General features: G+C 70.9%; 21 protein-coding genes. 20 read left to right on the top strand and 1 reads right to left on the bottom strand.

The features are described 5' to 3' along the window. Positions 1–44: 44 nt before the first annotated feature. The 4 genes from ACMCNK_RS09815 (at position 45) to ACMCNK_RS09800 (ending at position 4,485) form a co-directional block, all read left to right on the top strand. Positions 45–857, top strand: a complete 813-nt coding sequence (locus ACMCNK_RS09815; RefSeq protein ID WP_412736078.1) for a hypothetical protein — start codon at positions 45–47, stop codon at positions 855–857. 318 nt (positions 858–1,175) lie between these two features. Continuing rightward, complete coding sequence (locus ACMCNK_RS09810; protein ID WP_412736077.1) at positions 1,176–1,601, top strand: pilin; 426 nt, start codon at positions 1,176–1,178, stop codon at positions 1,599–1,601. Positions 1,602–1,846: 245 nt separating this feature from the next. Next, positions 1,847–3,508 carry a hypothetical protein gene (locus tag ACMCNK_RS09805; protein WP_412740801.1) on the top strand — a complete coding sequence of 554 codons (1,662 nt, stop codon included), beginning with the start codon at positions 1,847–1,849 and terminating at the stop codon, positions 3,506–3,508. 47 nt (positions 3,509–3,555) lie between these two features. After that, positions 3,556–4,485 carry a PrgI family protein gene (locus ACMCNK_RS09800; RefSeq protein ID WP_412740800.1) on the top strand — a complete coding sequence of 310 codons (930 nt, stop codon included), beginning with the start codon at positions 3,556–3,558 and terminating at the stop codon, positions 4,483–4,485. On the opposite strand, the gene ACMCNK_RS09795 is transcribed toward ACMCNK_RS09800, so the two are convergent. Then, on the bottom strand, positions 4,479–5,702 hold the full coding sequence (locus tag ACMCNK_RS09795) for an IS110 family transposase (RefSeq protein ID WP_412740799.1): 1,224 nt from the start codon (positions 5,700–5,702) through the stop codon (positions 4,479–4,481). The genes ACMCNK_RS09800 and ACMCNK_RS09795 overlap by 7 nt on opposite strands. 227 nt (positions 5,703–5,929) lie before the next feature. On the opposite strand from ACMCNK_RS09795, the gene ACMCNK_RS09790 reads away from it, so the two are divergent. From ACMCNK_RS09790 to ACMCNK_RS09715, 16 genes are all read left to right on the top strand, one after another. Beyond that, the gene (locus ACMCNK_RS09790) at positions 5,930–7,723 is read left to right on the top strand and encodes a VirB4 family type IV secretion system protein (protein ID WP_412736076.1); all 1,794 of its coding nucleotides are present in this window, start codon (positions 5,930–5,932) and stop codon (positions 7,721–7,723) included. A gap of 25 nt (positions 7,724–7,748) precedes the next feature. After that, a complete protein-coding gene (locus ACMCNK_RS09785) occupies positions 7,749–9,164 on the top strand; it encodes a hypothetical protein (RefSeq protein WP_412736075.1) in 1,416 nt (471 codons plus the stop codon). Beyond that, positions 9,161–10,141: a type IV secretory system conjugative DNA transfer family protein gene (locus ACMCNK_RS09780; RefSeq protein ID WP_412736074.1), complete on the top strand. Its 981-nt coding sequence runs from the start codon at positions 9,161–9,163 to the stop codon at positions 10,139–10,141. Before ACMCNK_RS09785 ends, ACMCNK_RS09780 begins: the two co-directional genes overlap by 4 nt. 657 nt (positions 10,142–10,798) lie before the next feature. Then, the gene (ltrA, locus tag ACMCNK_RS09775) at positions 10,799–12,598 is read left to right on the top strand and encodes a group II intron reverse transcriptase/maturase (RefSeq protein ID WP_412736073.1); all 1,800 of its coding nucleotides are present in this window, start codon (positions 10,799–10,801) and stop codon (positions 12,596–12,598) included. 180 nt (positions 12,599–12,778) lie between these two features. Then, complete coding sequence (locus tag ACMCNK_RS09770; RefSeq protein ID WP_412736072.1) at positions 12,779–13,324, top strand: hypothetical protein; 546 nt, start codon at positions 12,779–12,781, stop codon at positions 13,322–13,324. 68 nt (positions 13,325–13,392) lie between these two features. Continuing rightward, positions 13,393–14,196, top strand: a complete 804-nt coding sequence (locus ACMCNK_RS09765; RefSeq protein WP_412740798.1) for a replication-relaxation family protein — start codon at positions 13,393–13,395, stop codon at positions 14,194–14,196. After that, on the top strand, positions 14,184–15,203 hold the full coding sequence (locus tag ACMCNK_RS09760; protein WP_412736071.1) for a C40 family peptidase: 1,020 nt from the start codon (positions 14,184–14,186) through the stop codon (positions 15,201–15,203). Before ACMCNK_RS09765 ends, ACMCNK_RS09760 begins: the two co-directional genes overlap by 13 nt. 131 nt (positions 15,204–15,334) lie before the next feature. After that, positions 15,335–15,742, top strand: a complete 408-nt coding sequence (locus ACMCNK_RS09755) for a hypothetical protein (protein WP_412736070.1) — start codon at positions 15,335–15,337, stop codon at positions 15,740–15,742. 393 nt (positions 15,743–16,135) lie between these two features. After that, positions 16,136–17,263 carry a MarR family transcriptional regulator gene (locus ACMCNK_RS09750; RefSeq protein WP_412736069.1) on the top strand — a complete coding sequence of 376 codons (1,128 nt, stop codon included), beginning with the start codon at positions 16,136–16,138 and terminating at the stop codon, positions 17,261–17,263. A 363-nt stretch (positions 17,264–17,626) separates the two neighbouring features. Next, positions 17,627–17,833, top strand: coding sequence for a hypothetical protein (locus ACMCNK_RS09745; protein ID WP_412736068.1), 207 nt, complete (start codon positions 17,627–17,629; stop codon positions 17,831–17,833). 121 nt (positions 17,834–17,954) lie between these two features. Further along, on the top strand, positions 17,955–18,245 hold the full coding sequence (locus tag ACMCNK_RS09740; protein ID WP_412736067.1) for a hypothetical protein: 291 nt from the start codon (positions 17,955–17,957) through the stop codon (positions 18,243–18,245). 225 nt (positions 18,246–18,470) lie between these two features. Beyond that, the gene (locus ACMCNK_RS09735; protein ID WP_412736066.1) at positions 18,471–19,457 is read left to right on the top strand and encodes a DUF932 domain-containing protein; all 987 of its coding nucleotides are present in this window, start codon (positions 18,471–18,473) and stop codon (positions 19,455–19,457) included. Positions 19,458–19,711: 254 nt separating this feature from the next. Then, positions 19,712–20,242, top strand: coding sequence for a hypothetical protein (locus tag ACMCNK_RS09730; protein WP_412736065.1), 531 nt, complete (start codon positions 19,712–19,714; stop codon positions 20,240–20,242). A gap of 127 nt (positions 20,243–20,369) precedes the next feature. Continuing rightward, the gene (locus ACMCNK_RS09725; RefSeq protein WP_412736064.1) at positions 20,370–20,756 is read left to right on the top strand and encodes a hypothetical protein; all 387 of its coding nucleotides are present in this window, start codon (positions 20,370–20,372) and stop codon (positions 20,754–20,756) included. Positions 20,757–20,800: 44 nt separating this feature from the next. Further along, positions 20,801–21,181: a hypothetical protein gene (locus tag ACMCNK_RS09720; RefSeq protein WP_412736063.1), complete on the top strand. Its 381-nt coding sequence runs from the start codon at positions 20,801–20,803 to the stop codon at positions 21,179–21,181. Then, on the top strand, positions 21,175–21,546 hold the full coding sequence (locus ACMCNK_RS09715; protein ID WP_412740797.1) for a hypothetical protein: 372 nt from the start codon (positions 21,175–21,177) through the stop codon (positions 21,544–21,546). Before ACMCNK_RS09720 ends, ACMCNK_RS09715 begins: the two co-directional genes overlap by 7 nt. Positions 21,547–21,682 lie beyond the last annotated feature (136 nt).

The raw sequence follows: 21,682 nt of genomic DNA, 5'->3' as shown, positions 1-21,682 counted from the left end.
TCGAATGGCCGGACGGCTCCCACACACCACTAGGGAGTTCCTCCATGTCTGCACGCATCCCGACTGACGCGTTCGCCGCCGTCACCCCGGCGCGCAGCGAGTCGCTGTTGGACGCGATCGAGTACCGGTTCCGCCTGACTGGGCAGAGACCGGATCCCCTGTCCGTTGATGGCCGCGCTCTCGGGCACGGTCTGCCGCGCCGGCCGATCGCGCTGGTCGAATTGTCGTCGATCCTGATGCACCCGTCGTGCAGCCCGGAGGCGGCCGACGCCGCGTGGCGGCTGCTGGTGACCAACGCCCGTACCGGCGCCGAGCGGTGGATCGTCGGCGCGGTCGGGGTGGCCCTGCCGGGGCTGCGCCGCCGGGCTCACCACCTGTGGAAGCTGTCCGCAGGCGACGTCGACGCCGCGCTGATCGCGCAGTTCATGCAGGCGCTGGCCAGCGTCGACATCACCAAGCCCAGCGTGGTGACCCGGCTGCTCAACGCGGCGTTCTCCAAGGCGCGCAGCGAGCTGGACAGGCGCGAACCGGCCTCCGGTGAGGTCAGCTTCGTGCCCGAGTCGCGGGTGCCGACCACCGGTCTCAACCACCCGGACTTCGTGCTGGTCCGCGCCGTCCGGGCCGGTGTCATCACCGCACAGGAGGCGGACCTGATCGGCGCGACCTACCTGGAGAGCGCCAACGTGGGCGAGTACGCCGAGCGGGTGGGTCGCTCGTACTGGCAGGTCTACCGCCAGCGCGGCGCGGCCGTGCAGCGCCTGGTCGCGGCGATCCAGTCCGGGGACCTGTCCGACGACTACGCCGACGTGGTGGCCGAGGCGACCACCACGACCGCGCCGGAGGCCGCCCGCCCCTGACCAGTCCGAAGTGCACCCTGCCTGACCTGCGTCTTTGAAGAATTTTCCGGCCGACCTGCAAAATCGCGGCCCCGATTTGTATTCCGTTAGTGCGGGATCTTCCCGCAGGTGACCCACCCCGACCGATCCCGCTGACGGCGCTGACACCCGATAGACAGCTCTGGCCCACGACTCCCGAACGAGGAGGAGCGGCCACGCCGGTCGGCCCCCGGTCACCACGGCCCCTCGTCGGCCTCTCGGCCGCACACCACCTGCCGCACCTTTCTGGCCCCTGCCATGCCTGGGGGCGGATGCGGCCTGCCCATCGGAGGTCCACCCATGAACCCGATCCCGTCCCCGGGCGACGCCGCGGCAGCCCGCCGCGTCGTCCCGGGGCGGGGACGGCCCGCCCGCCGTCCCCGTCCCCGCCGTCCCCACCCACGCCCGTGGCCGTCCCCGGTGATCGCGGCCGTAGCCGTCACCGTGACGGCGCTGCTGCTCATTGCCGGCACCCCGGACGCCGCCTTCGCCGCCCCCGCCTCCATCGACGTGGTCGTCAACAACATCCGCACCTGGCTCGTCGGCATCCTCGTCGCGGTCGCCACCCTGTTCCTCACCGTCGGGGGCCTGCGCTACCTGGCCGCCAACGGCGACCCGGGCGAGGTCGAGAAGGCCAAGCTCGCCCTCAAGAGCGCAGCGATCGGCTACGCCCTCGCCATGCTGGCGCCGCTGTTCGTCACCATCGTCGGTAAGTGGGTGGCGTGATGACCCACTCCATGCCGATCCGCCGCCCTGTTCGGTTGCTCGTGGCGGTCGTGTTCGGTGTCGGGCTGGCCGTCGGCCCCGCGAACGCGGGGCCGGCGGCGGCCGACCCGGTACCGGCACCCGCCCCGGCTCCTTCGGCGTCCGTCCCCACCGTCGGCCCGTCGTCCCCGGCGGTCCCGCCCATCGCTACGCCGCCGTCCCCGATCGTCGTCCCCGGTGGGGACGACACCGAGGACGACCCGGGGATGTTCGACATCCCCGGCCAGATCCGCAAGGCCATCACCGGGTTCCTCGTGTGGATGGCCAAGACCGGCCTCAAGCCGGTCATGGAGACCCTCGGCTCGACGGCGCTGTCCACCCCGGACCTGACCGGCAACCCGCAGGTCAAGGCCGTGTGGACGACAACCCTGGTGGCCGCGAACGGCATCTACGTGCTGTTCGTCGTCGCTGGCGGCTTCATCGTCGCCTCGCAGGAGAGCCTGCAAACGCAGTACGGGTTCAAGCAGATCGCACGCCGGCTCGTCCTCGGCGCGGTGATCTCCAACGTCAGCCTGATCCTGTGCGGCAAGGCCATCGAGTTCACCAACGCGCTGACCACCGCGGTCGCCGGTCAAGGCGTCGACGGCCCCGCCGCCGCGCAGGCGATCGTCGACATGATGGCGCAGCCGCTGGGTGCCACCTCGCCGAACATCCTGTTCGCGCTGCTGGTCATCGCCATGGTGGTCCTCGCACTGGTCGTGGTCATCACGTTCCTGCTGCGGGTGGCCCTGCTGGTCGTCCTCATCGGCTTCGCACCGCTGGCCCTGGCGTGCCATGCGACGCCGCAGACCGAGGGCCTGGCCTACACCTGGTGGCGCGCGTTCGCCGCCTGCCTCGGCATGCAGGTCGCCCAGGCGCTCATCGTGCTGACGGCGGTGAAGATGTTCCTCACCCCGGCCGGGCTCACGCTGCTCGGGGTGCCGGCCAGCAAGGACGGCCTGCTCGGCGTCCTGGTCTGCGTCACGATGCTGTGGCTGCTGATCAAGCTGCCGGGCCTGCTCAAGCAGTTCGTCCTCTCGCCTCTCGGCCTGCGTAGCCAGGGCCGAGGGCTGTTCGGGCAGCTCCTGCAGGCGTACATGACCTTCAAGACCCTCGGCGCCGTGTCCGGTCTCAGCAAGGGCAAGCGGGCCATCGTCGCGGGCGCAACGAGCGGGCGGGCAGCCGCGACGACGAGTACCGCTCGGCCCGTTCGCGGCGCCGGGGGTCAACCGATGGCCCCGCGACCGGCGCTGTCCCGGCCATCCCCGGCCGGACCGGTCGCGTTCAGCCACGCCCCGGTCACGCAGACGCCACTATCGGCGCCCGCTAGCCGTACCGGGGCACCCGCATTCAGCCATCCGGCACCGCCGGCCACCCCGGCACCGGCCTCGTCCGGGGCGGCGTCCGGCGCTCGGTTCTCCCACCCCGCCACAGCCCAACCGGGCCAGAGTCGACCGGCGAACCACCCGGCGCCGGTGGCGTTCAGCAACGCCACCACTGCGCCGGCGAGCCCACCTCCGGCAGGCCCGCCACCAGCGGCAACGTTCTCCAACCCGCAGCCCGCGCAGAGCGCGCCGGGCCGGCCGCCGGCCCCGTTCACACCGGTGTTCTCCTCCGCGCCGACCACCCCGGCAGGACGGCCGACGGCCGCCCGTCGGCCCACCGCAGCACCGCGCCGAACCAGCGCGGCGAGCTCAACGGCACCCTCGCCGCGACCGGCGCGGAGCCCGACCGCACGGCCAGCACCGGCAGCGCCGCCGCCGTCCCCACCGCGCCCGGCCGGCAGTACGGCTCCGGTCTTCCGGCCGGCGTCGTCCCCGCCGTCCCCGCGCCCGTCCCCGCCGTCCCCACCGCCCGCCCGGCGGCAACCGAGAGGAGGTAAGCCGTGAGTCGCCGTGATGACGAGGCGCCCCTGCGCGCCCGGGTTCCCGCCGATGTGGAACGCGAGGATCGCATCGCGTTCGGCATGACCGGCCGCCAGTTGACCATCCTGACCGTCGCCGCGCTCGTGCTGTACGCGGCGTGGACGGCCCTGGCAAGAGTGGTGCACCCGCTGGTCTTCGTCGCCGCCGCGGTGCCGATCCTCGGCACGGCGTTCTTCCTGGCGGTCGGTCGCCGCGACGGGATCAGCCTCGACCGTTGGCTGCTCGCCGGCATCCGGCACCGCCGGGCACGGCACCAGCTCGTGCCGGCTGAGGGTCCGATCGCCCCGGCCCCCGCGTGGGTCACCACCACGCGGGGGCCGGGCGACCGGCTCCCGCTGCCCGCACCGCTGCGGCTGCCCGCCACGGGCATCACCGCCGACGGTCTCATTGACCTGGGATCGGACGGCACCACCGGCCTCGTGGCGGCCTCGACGGTGGCGTTCGGGCTGCGCACCCCGGCCGAGCAGAACGGCCTGGTCGCCGGGTTCGCCCGCTGGCTGCACTCGCTGGACGGCCCGGCGCAGATCCTCGTCCGCGCCCAGCGCGTCGACCTGACCCACGTCGCCGACCGCATCCTCGCCCACGCGCCGAACCTGCCGCACCCGGCCCTGGACGAGGCCGCCCGCTCCCACGCGGCGTTCCTCGACGAGCTCGCCGCCCGCCGGGAACTGCTGCACCGCCACGTCACCGTCGCGGTGCGCAGCACCCGTAGCCCCGGCCACACCGCGCACCAGGCCGCCGAGGCCGTCCGCGCTTTGTCCGGCTGCGAGGTCGCTGCGTCGGTGCTGGACCCGGGCGACGCGGCGGCCACCTTGGCGGGCGCGCTCAACCCCTCCGCCGCGTCGTCCCCGTCGTCCCTGCCGCTGGCAGGCGGCCGGGGACGGGCCGTCCCCGATACCGACCTGATGGTCGCTGATCTTGATGGAAATGAGTTTCAATGATCGTGGCAAGCCGCGTCTGCGGCGATTGGTGGCGGGTTGTGGAACTCGCGACCGTCACGCAGCAACGCCCATATCACGTCGATCAGCCGGCGGGCCAGGGCGATCAGCGCCTGAGTGTGCCGCTTTCCCTCGCCGCGTTTTCGCAGGTAGAACGTCCGCGACGGCCCGTCGGGTTTGATCGCGGACAGTGCGGCCATGTAGAACACGCGGCGCAGACCGCGGTGGTACCGCTTGGGGCGGTGAAGGTTGCCGCGCACGCGGCCCGAGTCGCGGGGCACGGGCGCGAGTCCGGCATAGGCGGCCAGTCGGCCAGACGTGCCGAATGCCGCCGGCAGGTCGCCGCCTGCGTCGGCGAGCAGCTGGGCGCCGAGGATCGGGCCGAATCCGGGCACGCTGGTGATTCGTGGCGAGTGTGCGTGTTCCGTGAATCGTTTGGTGAGTTGTTTGTCGAGCTCCTTGATCTCCCGGTCCAGGTCCAACATCTGCTGCGCGAGCCGGGCGATCAGCGGCGCGGTGGCGGCTTGGGTGGGCAGGGCGATCGTCTGCGCTGTGGCGGCGGCCAAGGCCTTGTCCACCATGGTCGGTACGCCGGTGGCGCGGACGCCGCCAGCGCGCAGGTGCGCCGCGACTTCCTGTGGGCCGCCGTCGCGGATGTCTTGTGGCGTTTGGAAGCCGGCCAGCAGGATCAATGCCGCGCGGGTGGAATAGTCGAACGACGCCTCCAGCGCCGGGAAAATCGATGCGAGCAAGGAACGCAGCCGGTTGACCCCGCGCACCCAGTCGCCCATCAGGTCCGCGCGGCGGGCGGTCAGCACCTGCAGGTCGGCCACGATCGGGTCAGGTTTGGCGATCGAGTTCAGGTCGCTGCGCAACCGGGCAGTCTCGGCGATCGTACGAGCGTCCTTGGCGTCGCTCTTGCCTTCGCCGGTGAACGCGCCGGCCATGCGGTTGACCAGCCGGCCCGGCACGTATTGCACCTGAGCCTCGGCGGCCAGCAGCAACCCGAGCAACAGACCGGCCGTGCCGGAGGTCATGTCCAAGGCCCATCGCGCCTCGGTAGCGGCCTTACCCGCCCGGGCGATCAACGCCTCGATCTCCGCCTGCCCGTTGGCCAGTCGCTTGCTGAACACCACCGCGCCCGTCGCGTCCACCGCGCAGGCGTGGTGATGCGTCTTGCCCACATCGATGCCAACCCAGATCATCTCGCGGACCTGCACCTGGCTCGTCCTCCCCATACGACAGGTCATCCCCTTGGACAGCCTCGCCAGCAGCTCCATAAACAGCGACGCGCGCACAGATTTCAATCAGCAGCCGAGGCGTCCGACACGGCAGGGCGGCCACTCGCTTCGAGCCACCACGGGCAAGGAGCTGTCAGCCACACCCCACCGTCCCGGGCATCTGAGGCACCCAATCCCCAGACGATCTCCAACCTTATGGAGGAGCTGTGAACCTGTTGTCTCGTCGTCGTCCCCATGCCGTCCCCGAGGCGGGGACGGTCGTGTCCGGCAGCCCGGACGCCGTTGAGGTCGGGGGACGGTCGGTGCGTGTCGGGGACGGCTACACCGCCGCCCTCGCCGTCACCGGCTACCCGGCCGAGGTCGGCCCCGGCTGGCTCGAACCGCTGCTCGCCTATCCGGGCCGGGTGGACGTGTCGCTGCACATCGAACCCGTCCCGCCGGTCGTCGCGTCGCAGCGGCTGCGCAAGCAGCGCGGCCGGTTCGAGGCATCCCGGCGGCAGGATCACGCCAAGGGCCGCCTCGATGACCCCGAGCTGGACGCCGCCGCCGCGGACGCCGCCGAGCTGGCCGCCCGCGTCGCCCGGGGCGAAGCGAGGTTGTTCCGGCTGGGGCTGTACCTGACGGTGCACGCCGACAGCGAGGACGAACTCGCCGACCGGGTGACCGAGGTCCGCGCCCTCGCCTCATCGCTGCTGCTCGACGTCGCCCCGGCGACGTGGCGGCAGCTACAAGGCTGGATCACCGGCCTGCCCCTGGCCTTCGACGCGCTCGGGATGAAGCGGGCGTTCGACACTGACGCCCTCGCCGCGAGCTTCCCGTTCACCAGCCCGGACCTACCGACCACGGCCGGCGACAGCGGCATGGGTGTGCTCTACGGGTTGAACCTGCACAGCCCGGGTGTCGTGGTGTGGGACCGGTGGGCGCAGTCGAACTACAACTCCGTCATCCTCGCCCGCTCCGGTGAGGGCAAGTCCTACCTGGCGAAGCTCGACCTGCTGCGCAACCTGTACCTGGGCGTTGAGGCGTTCGTCATCGACCCCGAGGACGAATACGTGCGCCTTGCCGAGGCGGTGGGCGGGACGATCATCCGCCCCGGTGCCCCCGGGGTGAGGATCAACCCGCTCGACCTGTACCTCGCCGATGGCGATGACGCGCTGGTGCGGCGGGCGCTGTTCATGCAGACCTTCGTCGCCGTGCTCACCGACGGCACCACCGGCGCCGGTGGGGTGTCGCCGCAGGAAGCCGCCGCCCTCGACGTCGCCGTCCTCGCCGCGTACCGGGCCAAAGGCATCACCACCGACCCGCGTACCTGGCGGCGGCCGGCGCCGATGCTCGGCGACGTCGCCGAAGCCCTCGCCGAGGCAGGCCAGGCAGGGCAGACCCTCGCCGCACGGCTGCACCCGTACGTGGCCGGCAGCTTCAAGGGCCTGTTCGACGGCCCGACGACCACGGCGGCGGACGGGCACCTCGTGGTCTACGCGATCAAGGACCTGCCGGACGAGCTGAAGCCGGTCGGCACACTGCTGATCCTCGACGCGGTCTGGAAGACCGTGAGCACGGCCAACCGCCGCGCCGCAGCCGAGTCCCGAGCGCAGGTCCGCCGGCTGGTGCTGGTGGACGAGGCGTGGCTGATGCTGCGCGCCGGCCTTGGCGCTCAGTTCCTCTTCCGCCTGTCCAAGAGCGCCCGCAAGTACGGGGCCGGCTTGTCCGTGATCACCCAGGACGCCGCCGACGTCCTCGCCACCGAAGTCGGCCGGGCCGTGGTGTCCAACGCGGCCACCCAGGTGCTGCTACGCCAGGCACCGCAGGCCATCGACGCCGTGACCGAGGCGTTCGGGCTCACCGACGGCGAGCGGGCGTTCCTGCTGTCCTGCGCCCGCGGTGACGCGCTCTTGGCGTCCGGGTCGTCCCGGGTCGCCTTTCACTCCCTGGCATCCGACACCGAGCACGACCTCGTCGTGACCGGTCCGGAGTTGGGCTCAAGTTCTGCCCGCCGCTAAACCTCAGCCGACTTGGAGACCCCTCGTGTCCTTCCCCTTGCTGTTCACCGGGCCGTCCCCGCTGCTCCTCGCGTCGTCCCCGTGGTCGTCCCCGCCGTCCCCAACGCCGTCCCCGTCCCCGCCGCCGTCCCCGACCGGGTGCGTGCCCGGCCGCGACGGCATCCCGGACTCTGTGCTCGGCAATGTGCTGTGCGGCTCGTGGGGGCCGGAAGCCCCGGGCGCGGTGTGGCACTTCGTTCGGGAACGGTGGCCGCTGCTGCTCGCGGGCCTCGGTCTGCTCCTCGCGGTGGTCCTCGCGTGGCGGGAGTGGCGGCGCCGGGTGTGGCGGCGGCACGCCGCGCAGGCGCGCTGGTTGCAGATCATCCCGCCGGTCACCGCCACCCCGGCCGCGACCGTCGGCCTGTGGCGGCTGCTCGCCACGGCGTTGCCCGCGCCGAGCCGGTGGGCGCTGCGCCCGCCGCGCATCGTGTGGGAGGTCCAGGCTGACCCGCACGGAATGCGGGCGGGGCTGTGGCTGCCGCCCGGGGTGAACCCGACCGCCGTGCTGCGGCTACTCCAGCGGGCCTGGCCCGGCGTGCGCGCCGAACAAGCCGCCCCGCCGGCCGTCCCCACCACGGGCACGGCGACAACCCTCGCTCTGCTGCCCACGCAGCCCGATTGGCTGCCGCTGGTCGAGGACACCTCGACCGCGAACTCCCGCAACTGGGAGACCGCGCCGCCGGACGAGGACCGGATGCGGGCAGTGTTCGACGGGCTCGCCTCGGCCGGGCGCACCGGCGGCGGCCTGCTGCAAGTCCACATCAGCCGCGCTCCCGCGCACCGGATGCGGGCACTGCGCCGGGCCACCACCCACCCCGAACGAGCCCGCAAGGTCCGAGGTGCCAGCCGCGCCGTGGGGCTGCTCGCGGACGGCCTGCGGGCGCTGATCCTCGGCGTCCTCAACATCGTGACGCCGGGACCGTCGAGCACCCGCCGGCGCACCAACTCCCACGATCCGTACCTGGCGGAGTTGGCCCGGCAGGCGCGCGGCAAGCTCGCCGCCGCCCCGCACCTGCTCGTCGCGGTCTACGCCACCGGCATCGGCCCCACCAAACCTGCCGCCCTCGCGGCTGCCGCCGACATCACCGCCGGATTCGGGCTGCTCTCGGCGCACTTCACCCGCCGCCGGCTGCGCCGAGGCGCCACCGCCGCCGCGCAGCGGTGGGTGCCGCAAGCCCGGATGAGCCTCGCCGCCGTCGCCGAGACCGCCGCCCTGGCCGGGCTACCCGCCGAACCGGCCGCCTACGGCCTACCGGCCGCCGCGTCGCGGCGCCGGCCCGGAGGCCGCGACCTCTTCCGCGCCGGCCCCGCCCGCCCCGCCCGGCCGAAGCCCGACGACCCCCAAACGCCGCAGCCCGACACCGACAACGACGACCCGCCTACTCCTTGGAGTGCCCCGTGACCACGCCTGACAACCCGAGCGCCCCGGCCACCGCCCGCCCGCAGGGCCGGCTCAACCTGGTGCCGCGCGACCAGCGAAACGGCATCGGCGGCAAGGTCATCGGCGTCGCCAACGCCGGCCCCCGCATGAGGATCGGGATCTCGCTCACCGACTGCCGCTACCACCTGCACGCCCTCGGCCCGACCGGCACCGGCAAGACCACCCTGCTCATGAACATGATCCTCGACGACGTGGAGGCCGGCAGGGGCGTGGCCGCGTTCGACCCCGCTAAGGGTGACCTCATCCGCGACCTGCTCGACCGGATGCCAAAAGCCGCCGGTGACCGACTCGTGCTGATCGACCCCGACGAGCGGCACGCACCCCCGGCCATCAACCTGCTCGACCCGGCCGTGCATGGCGGCACCCCGCACGACGTGGCCGCCAACGTCACCGCCGTCATGTCGAAGGTGTGGGCGCGCTGGTGGGGCCACCGCTCGGCTGACATCTGCTACCACGCCCTGCTTACCCTGGCCCATTTGGAAGGGTCCACTCTCGCGCAGTTGCCGCGGCTGCTGTCGGACACCAAGTGGCGCGCCGAGCGGGTCAACGCCGTGGTGCGGGGCTTGAGGGCGTGGGAGGGCAACACCCTCGGCGAGTTCTGGGAGGGCTTCGACGGGCTCCCGGCGGGGCAGCGCGCCGGCTTGGTCGCCCCGCTGCTGTCACGGCTGCGGCTGGTGCTCGCGCATCCGGTGGCGAACTCCCTGTTCGGCGTGCCGGCCACCACGTTCTCCTTCGCCGACATCCTGGACGGCGGCGTGCTGCTGGCCCGGCTTCCCAAGGGTGTCATCGGGGAGGACGGCACCCGGCTAGTCGGTTCCCTGCTGCTGGCTGGGTTGTGGCAGGCCACCACCGCCCGCGCCCGCATCCCCGAACACCAGCGGCCCGACGCAACAGTCATTTTGGATGAATGCCACAATTTCCTTCATCGTGCGGCCTGAAAGTCGCTTGTAGCCAGTGAATTACCCAAGAGGAGGCGGTAATTCCCCGCTCAGTGGTCAAACGGGCGGGTCTCCTAAGGCGGGTGCGGGACTGGTAACGGACTCGTGCTAAGCCGCCTGACGTGAAGCCCCAAGGGCAGGTGGGCCATCACCAGCCACAGGGCAAGGAGAAGACCTGAAGGACGAACGCAAGTGAACCCCCGATGAGGCCTCGTGAAAGTTGACCGCGTCAATGGCTCGAAATCGGCGGAAGGGCCCGGAGTTGAAAGACTCAAGGTGGCAGCAGGAGCCGGTGTTCTCCTACTGCGTGACCACCACCGGTCCCGGGGTAAAGGGGGCGTCCTCCCAGGTCGCAACTGGCGCAAGCGGAACAGGTCAACCCCGTAGCGGTCCAGGACGGATGCGTTCTGGTAAGCCGACGGCAACGGAAGCTGAATCCCGCTGCGGGAGTAGGAAGACCCGAGAAGCGAACGCCGCTGGGGCGAAAGCCCAGGGGAAACCGCGGAACAAGGCGCCTCAGCCTCCGCGGATAACCCGGCGGATACCGGAACCTGTTTCCGGGCCCGAAAGGGAGCCCACGCGGGTCTGGTAGGCCTTTGACGATTCACACCACACAAGCCTTCACCAACGCCGGAGTTAGATACCGAAGGAGGCGAAGTGACCGACACAACCGCAAGCAGCACGACCGCAGCGGTGCAGGACGTTCCGGCTCCACCTGCGGGGAACCAAGCGTTGGACGACGCCCGGTACTGGCACAGCATCGACTGGGTCGACGCCGAGCGCAACGTACGGCGGCTGCGGCAGCGAATCTTCAAGGCGACGCAGGACGGGGACCTGAAGAAGGTCCGTAATCTCCAAAAGCTCATGCTGCGCTCACACTCCAACACGCTGGTCAGCGTGCGACGAGTGACGCAGCGGAGCCTGGGACGGCGCACCCCCGGGGTAGACGGGGAACTCGCGCTTGACCCGGCGGCCCGGGGACGGCTGGCGAGGACACTCGCCGAGCAGCCCTGGCCCACGGCCAAGCCGGTGCGTCGTGTGCACATCCCGAAAGCGAACGGGAAGATGCGTCCGCTCGGTATCCCGGTCATCCGGGACCGGGCGCAGCAGGCCAGGGTGAAGAACGCCCTGGAACCGCAGTGGGAGGCGCGGTTCGAGGGCCGAAGCTACGGCTTCCGCCCCGGACGCGGATGTCACGACGCGATCGCCGCGATCTTCAACTTCGCGGCGGGGAAGAAGGCCCGCCGACGGTGGGCCCTCGACGCGGACCTGACCAGCGCCTTCGACAAAATCAACCACGATCGCTTGATGGAAGCCATCGGCGCGTTCCCGGCTGCCCGGGAGATCCGCCGCTGGCTCAAGGCCGGTGTGATGCACGGCGGGCGGTTCGCCCCGACCGACGAGGGCGCACCTCAAGGCGGAGTGATCAGCCCACTGTTGCTGAACATCGTCCTGCACGGCATGGGGACCGCCGCAGGCGACCGGGAGGACGGCACGGCACGGCAACGATGGTTGCATTGCCCGCCGGCGTTCGTCCGGTACGCCGACGACTTCGTGGTGCTGTGCACCACGAAGGAACAGGCACAGCAGGTGAAGCAGCGGCTCGCCGACTGGCTGGCGCCCAAGGGGTTGGCCTTCAACGAGGACAAGACGAAGATCGTCCACCTCGACGAGGGTTTCGACTTCCTCGGGTTCAACGTCAGACGCTACGACGACAAGCTGCTGATCAAGCCGAGCGCCGCGGCGGTAAAGCAGGTCAAGGGCAAGGTCCGGGAACTGGTGAACGCGATGCGCACCGCCCCGACCGAGGACGTCATCAGGCGCCTCAATCCCTTGATCAAGGGGTGGTCCACCTACTACAGGGGCGTGGCCTCCACGGAGACCTTCACGTCCCTCGACCACTACATGCACTACCGCATGTACAGGTGGGCCAAGCGCAGGCACCACCAGAAGTCGGTCGCGTGGATACGCGAGCAGTACTTCGGGCGCTACAACCCCGAACGGCAGGACCACTGGGTCTTCGCCGACCGCACCACCGGACGGTACCTGTACCGATTCGCATGGACCCACATCCAACGGCACACCCTCGTCACGGGCCGCGCGTCCAAAGACGACCCCCTGCTGGAGGACTACTGGGCGGCACGCACCCGCAAGCGAAAGCATCCAGAAGCCGACAAGCGCAACTTGTGGCTGGCTGCCAAGCAGAAAGGACTGTGCCCGCTATGCGGACTGGACCTGATCGCCGGACCAGGCTTCGAACCTGAATCCGTCCGCGAATGGGCGGCATGGTTCTGGGCCAAAGCCCGAACGATCAACAGGCACCACGTGCTCTACCGGTCACGCGGCGGCTCGGACAACAAGTCCAACCTCATGCTCATCCACTGGGAATGCCACCAACAGCACCACGCGGTGGCGAACTCCCGAGGACCCAAGGAGATCCGACATGCGCGCCCATAGCGGCCTGCTTGAGCCGGATGCGGGGAGACCCGCACGTCCGGTTCTGAGGGGGCCCCTGACCCGAGAGGGCCAGGGGCTACCCGACTGCCGATCGGCATCGATGACGCCCTCGCAGAGGCGCGCGGCCTGCACACCTCGTTCGTCCTGGCGCATCAGTACCTCGGCCAGCTCTCCGGGGACATGGCCGAGGCGATCGACGCCAACGCCCGCAACAAGGTGTACTTCGCTCTCGCCCCGCGCGACGCCGTCGACCAGGCCCGCCACCTGCGCCCCTACCTGGACGACGGAGACCTGATCCGCCTCGGCGGCTATGAGGTGGTCCTACGTCCGGTAGCGGGCGGCCGGGTGGTGCCGCCGGTCACCGCCGACACCGAGCCGCCTGCGCCGCCGATCAAGGGTCGGGCCAGCGAGCTGCGCCAGGCGGCTCGGGAGCACACCGGCTTGTCCCACGAGGACCGCAGGAAGCTGCTCGGCACCGCGGTGACCGTTGCCCCCAACTCCGAGGAGGAGGAGTCCTCGACCGGGGTTCCGGTGCCTGAGCTGGTCTTCCGCAACACCTTCGCTGTTCATGGCGAGCGGTCTAACCAGGGCTCTAACGAGTCGTCAAACGAGCGATCTAACGAGCGTTCTAACGAGTCCGAACGCTCGTTAGAACGCGCCCCCTTGAACACGTCGTACGCGCACGTCACGGAAGCTGAGGAGGACTGGTGGACCGGAACCGACTGATAAGAGATATCACTCCTACTAGGTCACAAGCCTCTGCCCCTTCCGGTGCCCGCCTGACGGCGTCCGTCATCGCAGCCGAACTCACCCGCATCACCCCTCGTGACCGACTCCTGCTCGACCTACTCGACCAGCACAAGACCTTCACCACCGACCAACTCGTCGACCTCACGTTCGGCTCCGTCGGCCGTGCCCGCGCTCGACTCAACACCCTGCACTCCCGCGACATCCTCGACCGGTTCCGCCACTACCAACGCCCCGGCTCACAGTCGTGGCGGTGGACCCTCGGCCCGGTCGGTGCCGCCCTCGTCGCGGCCGGACGCGGTGACACGCTGCCCCGCCCGGCCGCCGTACGCGACGCCACGGCCCGAATCGCCATGTCCCCGACGCTTTCGCATCTGCTGACCACCAACGGGTTCTTCGCGGCGCTGACCGGGCACGCCCGCACCCACGGCGGCCGGTTGGCGCGGTGGTGGAACGAGGCCCGATGCCGCGAAGCGGTCGGCACCGTGGTCCGCCCGGACGGTCACGGCGTGTGGGACGACGACGGCCGGGCGGTGCCGTTCTGGTTGGAAGCCGACCTCGGTACGGAAACGCTGGCACGGGTCGCGGGCAAGCTGACCGGCTACGCCGCGCTACCCCCGGTGCGGGCGTACCCGGTGCTGTTCTGGCTGCCCAACACCGCCCGTGAGACCAACTTGCACGCCCACCTCGCCCGCACCGGCGTATCGGCCGGGGTGAGCGTGGCGACGGCCGCCGCCGACAACGCACCCGACGGCCCGGCCGGGCCGGTGTGGCGCATCGTCGGGCGACCGGGACGGGTCACCCCGGCCGACCTTCCGGTGTCTGGGGACGGTGCGCCGTGGGACGGATAGTCACCGGCGTGGCGGTGGCGGCCGTGGCCCTGGTGGTCCTGGTGGCCGCTGCCGCCGCCGGCATCATCGGGTCCATGTCCGGTGCCGGGGCCGGGGTCACGTGCGCGGCGACGCTAGCCCACCCCGGCGCCACCCCGGCCGGGCTCACCGCAGATCAGACCCGTAACGCGGCCGTGATCGTGGCCGTCGGTCAGCGCATGGCCGTCCCGGCGCGCGGGTGGGTGATCGCCATAGCGACCGCGTTGCAAGAGTCGAACCTGATCAATTCGCCGGTTGCCACCGATCACGACTCGGTGGGGCTGTTCCAGCAACGCCCGTCGCAAGGGTGGGGCACCGTGGAACAGGTCATGAACCCGGATTACGCCGCCGAACAGTTCTACCGGCGCCTCGTCCGGGTGCCGGGATGGCAAACCATGCCGCTCACGGCCGCCGCGCAAGCGGTGCAACGGTCGGCGTATCCGGACGCCTACGCCAAGCACGAGATCCGCGCGGCGGCCATCGGCGGCGCGTACACCGGCGGGATCACCTGTGACGGCGGCGTTGCCGGGCCGGGCGGGGACCTTCCCGGACTGCCGCCGGGGTTCACCCTGCCGGCCGGTACCCCGGCGCCGGTGGTGGTGGCTATCCGGTGGGCGGTCAGTCAGTTGGGCACGCCGTACACGTTCGGCGGGGATTGCACCGCCCCCCGTTCCGGGGTGCCGTCGCGTCAGTGTGACTGTTCGTCGCTGATGCAACAGGCGTACCGGGCAGCCGGGGTACGCCTACCGCGCACCACCCACGAACAGGTCCACGCCGGCACGCCGGTGGGCAGCCTGGCCGAGGTGCGCCCCGGGGACCTGATACTGATTCCGGGCAGCGACGGCACCCGCGCCGACCCCGGCCATGTGGGAATGTCAATCGGATCGGGGCTCCTAATGCACGCGCCGAAAACCGGTGATGTGGTGAAGATCAGCAAGCTATCCGGGTGGGCGTCCGACGTGGCTGCGATTCGTCGGGTCGTGCCCTGACAATCGAGATCCACAACGGATCCGGGAAAGGCAAGCCACGAAGTGAGATTCCACACATTTATCGACTTGACTTCATAGCCTGATCGAGGGTCCATGGACATGTAAGCAATTCCGGCCCGAAAGGAAATGACATGCCCGCAACCGCCGCCGCCCGCATTGCCATCGAGACCGTAACGGCCGCCGTGAAGTCCGTAGCGGCCACGTGTACGGCCCCGACGCTGGTCACGCTGACCGCCGCCGGGGTCACCGTCACCGGCCGCCGTGAGACCACCCCCGGCGGCGCGCTGACCGCCGACAACGCCGCCGCCACGTTGCGGGACATGGCCGAACTGATCGCCCGACACCCGGCACTGTTCGACCCTGCCGTGTTCGGCTACGCGCTCATTCTGCCCGGTGAGCGCATCGCGTTCGCCGCTGACCGCACCGGTGTCACGCACAGCATTCAGCTTCCCGGTGCCCCGACCGAGCCGCTACGGGTAGACCGGTGGGGCGCTGTCAGCGACGCACTCACGGCCATGATCACCGCCGCTGTGCGGTAGGCCGCACCACCCGACCGACCCCGCGCGCCCGGCCCATCGGCCGGGCGCGCGGTGCGTTCTGCCCCGAAACCGTGCCCGGCGCAACGGCCCCGCACGCCGCACGCGACCGCGCACCCATGGCGATATACCGGCGACGGCCGTTCGGGGGCGAGCGTGGCGCACAACGGCCGCAATTGCTATCCGGCACTAATGCGCGGTCGCTCGGAACGAGGCCCATGCGCGACTATCACACGGTCCCCGAAAAAGTTTGGGCGCCGGGGTTGACATTAGTTGCGTACAGAGGGTCCATGGACGTGGGCAACAACAAACGCCCGGCGGAACCGCAAAACAATAGGCGCACACGCGCTATGCGGAACCGCTAATCATTCCCTTTCCTCTCGGAGGTAATTCGTCATGTCCGCACCCACCCCCGCCGCTGAGACCGTCGCCCGCACCCTGGCCGCGTACCCCGGCGGCATCACCGCCCGCCAGCTTGCCGCCGCCGCCCAGATCGGTGCCTCCACCGCCGCAAAGGTTCTGGCCGCCATGGAGACCGACGGCACCGCCACCCGCAACCCCGGACCCACCAACGGCACCGGACGGACCGCCGACATCTGGTGCCCCGTCACCACCGACACCGCCACGACCGCAGACCAGGAGATCCCCATGACCGCCGACATCATGACCACGGACGGCGCGGTCACCGCTGACACGGACAGCGCGACCAATGAGGCCGGCGACAACGGGGCCGGGTCGGCTATGGCTGAGGCGCCCGTGTCCGCTGTGCCGGTGTCCGGGGCGCCGGTGTCGGGCGCTCCGTCCGGTAGCGCGGACCACTTCAAGATCGTGATGGTGGCCGGGATTTTGGGCGGCTACCCCGACGGGATCAGCGCGGCGGACGTGACCGATCAGTCCGGTCTGCGCGCGCCGATTGTGGCGCGTTTGCTGACCGCAATGGAGGTCGCGGGCGCGGCGGTACGCAAGCCGGGCGGTAGCGACGATGCCCCGGAACTGTGGGTACGCGGTGAAGCCGACCTGAGCACGGTGGATCTGGCGAACGCGGCCCCGTACCGGGAGTGCGTGTGTTCGTGCGGGCACACCCACCGGGTGCGCACGGGTGCCACGGTCACGACCCGCCGCACCGGCCGGGCGACCGGGGAGATCAACACCGACGGCTCGCCCCGGATGGGCAAGAACGGCCTTCGTAACCAGGTGGAGGCGTTCATTCGCGACCTCGGCGCCGGGCATGAGGTCACCCCGGGCACCGTGGGGCGGGAGTTGGGTGGCCGGTCGTCCGGCGCGTGCCTGAACGCCCTTGCCCGGTTGGCTGTCGCCGGTGTGGTGGTGCTGACCAGCGAAGCGCCGGTGAAGTACGCGCTTGCCGACAACGCACCCGCCCCGTCGGCCGAGGTCGCCGCGCTGATGACCCGCCCGCTGATCGGTGAGGACGACGCTCCGGCCACCGGGTCGGACGACGCCCCGGCCACCGCGACCGACGACGCGGCCGGCGACGCAACGGACAGCGGGGCGCTTGCGGCGTGAGCACCCCCGCGCGGGGCCGGGACGCGGGCAGCGTCCCGGCCCCGCCCTACCCACCAACCACCCCCGAACCGTAGGAGACACATCATGAAGATCAACAACCGGCGCGGGCGGCAATCCCTGGTGTGTCCGGAGTGCGGCGAGCCCGCCCGGGTCGTGCCCACCCCGCCGGTGGGTATCGGCGAACGGTGCCCGGCCGCGCTGGTCGCACCGCGACGGAGAGCCGCTGTGCCCGGTCGCCGGCCCGGCCGGCTACCGTCCCGCCGACCCGTGCCCGGCCCGGCCGGTGCGTCGGGTCGTGCGACGCGGCCCCGTCACCGGTAACGCCCCCACGGCGGCCGTAGCGGGTCCGTCGGATGCCGCGCCGTGTACCTGGTGGCCGGGGGTGACCTGGTGGCCGTGTTCGGCGACGCGGACTCCGCCGTCATGCAACACAGGGTCATGGTCGGCGCCAACCTCGACGTGATCTCCCGGCGGGTCACGGCGGGGCAATGGGTGAGCATCCGCGCGGAGTTGCGGGCGACCGCGCCCGATCTGGTGATCGTGGACGTACGCCCCGGGGTGCGGCGGTGACCGGCGCGGACATGCCGCCCGACCTTCCGCCCGGTCTGGCGGCACGCCCGCGCGACGCCCGGCGCGGTCTGCCGATTCCGCCGGTCAACGTGCACCCCAACCCTGACGGTGGGGCGTGCACGTGGACTTCACCACGATCAACACGACCACCTCGGCACGGTTGGCGGACGAACGTCGGTGTTCGTTGTGCGGTCAGCACCTGGGCTATTGGGCGAACCAGGCGATGGTCGTGGCACCTAACGCGCCGGAATGGGGCACCGTTGCGGTCGCCACCTCCGACCACTGTGCTCACGTCGAGACGGTCTGCAACGACAGCCTCCTGACATGGGCGATCGATTGGCTGGCCGATCCGTCCTCCATCACGCCGGAGGTCGCGGCGATGCTGCGAACGCTCGGCAACCCCTTCAAGTGAAGCGGTCACGGGATGCAGGCGCGGACTGCAACGCCAGCGCCCGCGCGTGGGCCGGGGGTGTACCGCCGCCCACGGCGGCAGATTCGCCGAAGAAACCTCGAAAGACGGGCATGGATCGACTTGATCCAATCGTAAAAGTCGGAATCATTGTTTATGACGGCGTTGCCGGGGTCGTAACCCCCGGCCTGCCGGCCCCACAAACCCATACCGAAAGGACCACATCTCGTGGCACACGAACTGGAAACCCTCGCCAACGGCCAGACGGCCTTCGCCTCCGCCCGGTTGTCCGCCTGGCACCAGCTCGGCACCGTCACCGACGACTGCATGACGGCCGAGGAGATCATGAGTAAGGCGTGGCTCGGCGGCTGGGAGGTCCGCAAGATCCCGCTTCAGGGCATCGAGGTCAACGTCAAGGGCGTCACGAAGGTTGACTGCCCGGACAAGTTCATGACCGTGCGGACCAACCCGCAGACGGGTGAGACGGAGTATCTGGGCGTCGTCGGCGAGGACTACGCCACCGTGCAAAACGAGCAGGTCGCCGAGATGCTCAACCTGCTGGTCGACGCCTCCGGCGCCCACTTCGAGACCGCCGGCTCGATGCGTAAGGGCAAGAACGTCTTCGTCACGATGAAGCTGCCGGACGCTATGGAGATCGCCGGCGTCGACCGCATGGACCTCTACCTGGCCGGGACCACCTCCCACGACGGCACCGCGTCGCTACGGGTGGACGCCACCCCGGTCCGGATCGTGTGCGCCAACACGCAGCGCGCGGCCTTCGCGCAGTCCCAGGGCTCCTACACGTTCCGGCACACCTCGAACATCACCTCCAAGATCAGCGAGGCGCGTGAGGCCCTCGGCCTGATGTGGAAGCACTTCGCCGCGTTCGAGCGCGAAGCGGAAAAGATGATCAACGAGGCGTTGACCATGGGTGAGTTCGAGAAGGTGTGCGCCGAGCTGTGGCCCGTCGCGGACGACGCCTCCGACGCGACGAAGAACAACGCCAAACAGCGCACCGCCACGTTGCGGTACCTCATCCGTGACGCGGACACGCAGAAGGCGATCAAGGGCACCCGGTGGGCCGGATACCAGGCCATCACGGAGTACGTGGATCACTTCGCCAAGGCCAGCACCGCGGAGGTACGCGCCCGCCGCGCGGTCACCGGCACGGGCGCCGACCTCAAGGCCGCCGCGTTCGAGCTGCTGGCGGTCTGAACGTGGCCCGGTATCGGGGCCGGCACCGCCGCACCGGGCGGCGACCGGCCCCGGCACCGGCGGGTGTCACCACGACCGAGCGCCGAACCTCCGTCGGTCGGCCCCGCCCGCCCACACAACCCGGCTCACGTCGGCCACCGGCGACGAACCCGGCCCGGCCGGTGTCCTTGCCTAGCCCCACCCCGGCGGGCGCCGCCACGGCCGCGCCCGCACCTCGATCACCTCAACGCGACTCCATGATGGAGGCCCCAGCCATGCCCACCGCCCCCGCGACACCGCCGCCCGCCATCGCGGCGACCACCGAGGCCATCCTCACCGCGATCAACGAGCTGTGCGAGGCGCACGCGAAGGCGCAAGTGGCCCGCGGCGTCGCCGAGCAGGCCCCCACGAAGGCCGGGCGAGACGATCACCTCTCCCGCGCCCAATATTGGGACCGGCAGACCCACACCCTGCACCGCGCCCTCGTCGACGTGGTCCGCACGGTCACCCCGCCGCCGTCCCGCGTCGAGACGTTCCTGCCCGTGCGCACGCTGCCCAACGGCCACGTCGAACTCCATGCCCGCGACCAGCACTCCCGCCCGGTCGTTGTCGCGCTCACCGGCGCGGAGGCCGTCACCGTCGGCGTGCACCTGACCGCGCACGCCGCGATCGGTCTCGACCGCACCGGCACCCGGGTCGACCGCGTGCTGCCGCCGATGCTCACCGATCCACCGACCGCCACCACCGGCGACGCCCCGGCCACCGGCCGCGCCGCCGCAGCGATCCCCGCGCCACCGGCGCGATGACCCAACGCCGGGCGGTGCGGCGACCCCGCGCCGCCCGGCCCCGCCCCTGCCCTCCACCCCTCGTACCAGTCGAGCCCGACACCGAGCCCAGCACCGGCACGGACACCACCGAGGCGGGGCGGCGGGCATGAACGAGACCACCGAGCACGACGGCTACGAGCCCGACGTCGACATCGCCCAGGCCGTCCTCGACGGCGAACGCCTGACGGCGGCCCTGCGCGCCCTCGGCCCGATCGAGCCCCGCCTCGCCGAGGTGCTCACCAGCCTCCACCTGCGGATATATCCCGGCTACTCAGGCGCCAGCGACCGCAGCACGTACGTCGTGCTCGACGTGCACGGCGTCTCGATCGGCGTGCAACGCCGCGCCCACGACCTCTACCTACACGCCGACACCACCGATACCGACGACGCCCTCATCTCTTCGAGATCAACGGCGGCGGCGAAATCGACCACCCCATCCGATGACCCTGCACGGACGGAGAACAACATGAACATCGGCGACACCGCCCGGTAGGTCACCCGCGCAGCCCTTTCGAGTACCGCCTCGGGACGGTCACCGTGATCGAGCAACAGCGCCCGGGACACGGCCCCGTCTACGAGCTGCACAACCGCCGCCTCGGGCCGCACGAGAGCCGTTACCGGGTGCGGTTCCCTTCCGGCGACGAACGCACTTACGCCGCCACCGAGATCACCAAGTGCACCTGCGACGACGACGCGGCCACCATCATCAACGCCCTGGACAGCGCGGCCCGTTCGCTCGTGGCCGCCTGCCGCATCGCGCACGACTACGACGACGAGGAACTCAGCGCAGAGATCGTTTTCGCTACCGGCTTCCTCGTGGACATCGCCCGTAACCGGCTCGATGTCACCCTCGACCCGGCTCGCCTGGAGCCGGCCTTCCTCGAGGTGGCCACCCTCACCAGGAAGGACCGATCGTGACGGGCTACACCCACGCGAAGGCCACCCATCACGCCGGACCGGTCTGCGGGGCCGACGACGGCCCGGTGACCCGGGTGACCGAGGACCCGCTGCACGTCACGTGTCCGGACTGCCCCGATCTCGTGTGGATCGGGGAGCTGCCCGACGACGCCACGGCCGGCGACCCTCGGGTCATCGAGGTGTTGCGTGAAGTCATGCGCGGGCACGTGCGCAAGATCGACGGGGTGATCGTGGACGCCACCACCGCCGCCGCAATCCTGACCGTGCACGACGTGCTCAAGCCCCCGACTCGGGTCAGGCTCGCCGCGCTCGACATTGACCGGATGGCGCAGGTGGCGTGGCGGTTGCTGCGCCCGAAGGTCTAGGGAGTGGGCCGGTGGCCGGCGGGCACGCCCGAGGGCGTGCGCAACCCCGCCGGCCACCTCATCCGATCCCGAGCCACCGCGCCCATACCAGCCGCTATCCCCGGGCTCGGATGTGCGCCCGATCGTAGCCGGACGC

This window comes from Krasilnikovia sp. MM14-A1259 (genome assembly GCF_047159535.1).
Lineage (GTDB): Bacteria > Actinomycetota > Actinomycetes > Mycobacteriales > Micromonosporaceae > Actinoplanes.
The sequence above is the reverse complement of the archived record's forward strand: the minus strand, read 5'-3'. Positions and strand labels throughout refer to the sequence as shown.

Excerpts from the sequence above, each read along its gene's own strand:
- ACMCNK_RS09815 (WP_412736078.1), top strand. The coding sequence starts at position 45 with ATGTCTGCACGCATCCCGACTGACGCGTTCGCCGCCGTCACCCCGGCG.
- ACMCNK_RS09810 (WP_412736077.1), top strand. The coding sequence starts at position 1,176 with ATGAACCCGATCCCGTCCCCGGGCGACGCCGCGGCAGCCCGCCGCGTC.
- ACMCNK_RS09805 (WP_412740801.1), top strand. The coding sequence starts at position 1,847 with ATGTTCGACATCCCCGGCCAGATCCGCAAGGCCATCACCGGGTTCCTC.
- ACMCNK_RS09770 (WP_412736072.1), top strand. The coding sequence starts at position 12,779 with ATGGCCGAGGCGATCGACGCCAACGCCCGCAACAAGGTGTACTTCGCT.
- ACMCNK_RS09755 (WP_412736070.1), top strand. The coding sequence starts at position 15,335 with ATGCCCGCAACCGCCGCCGCCCGCATTGCCATCGAGACCGTAACGGCC.
- ACMCNK_RS09750 (WP_412736069.1), top strand. The coding sequence starts at position 16,136 with ATGTCCGCACCCACCCCCGCCGCTGAGACCGTCGCCCGCACCCTGGCC.
- ACMCNK_RS09730 (WP_412736065.1), top strand. The coding sequence starts at position 19,712 with ATGCCCACCGCCCCCGCGACACCGCCGCCCGCCATCGCGGCGACCACC.
- ACMCNK_RS09725 (WP_412736064.1), top strand. The coding sequence starts at position 20,370 with ATGAACGAGACCACCGAGCACGACGGCTACGAGCCCGACGTCGACATC.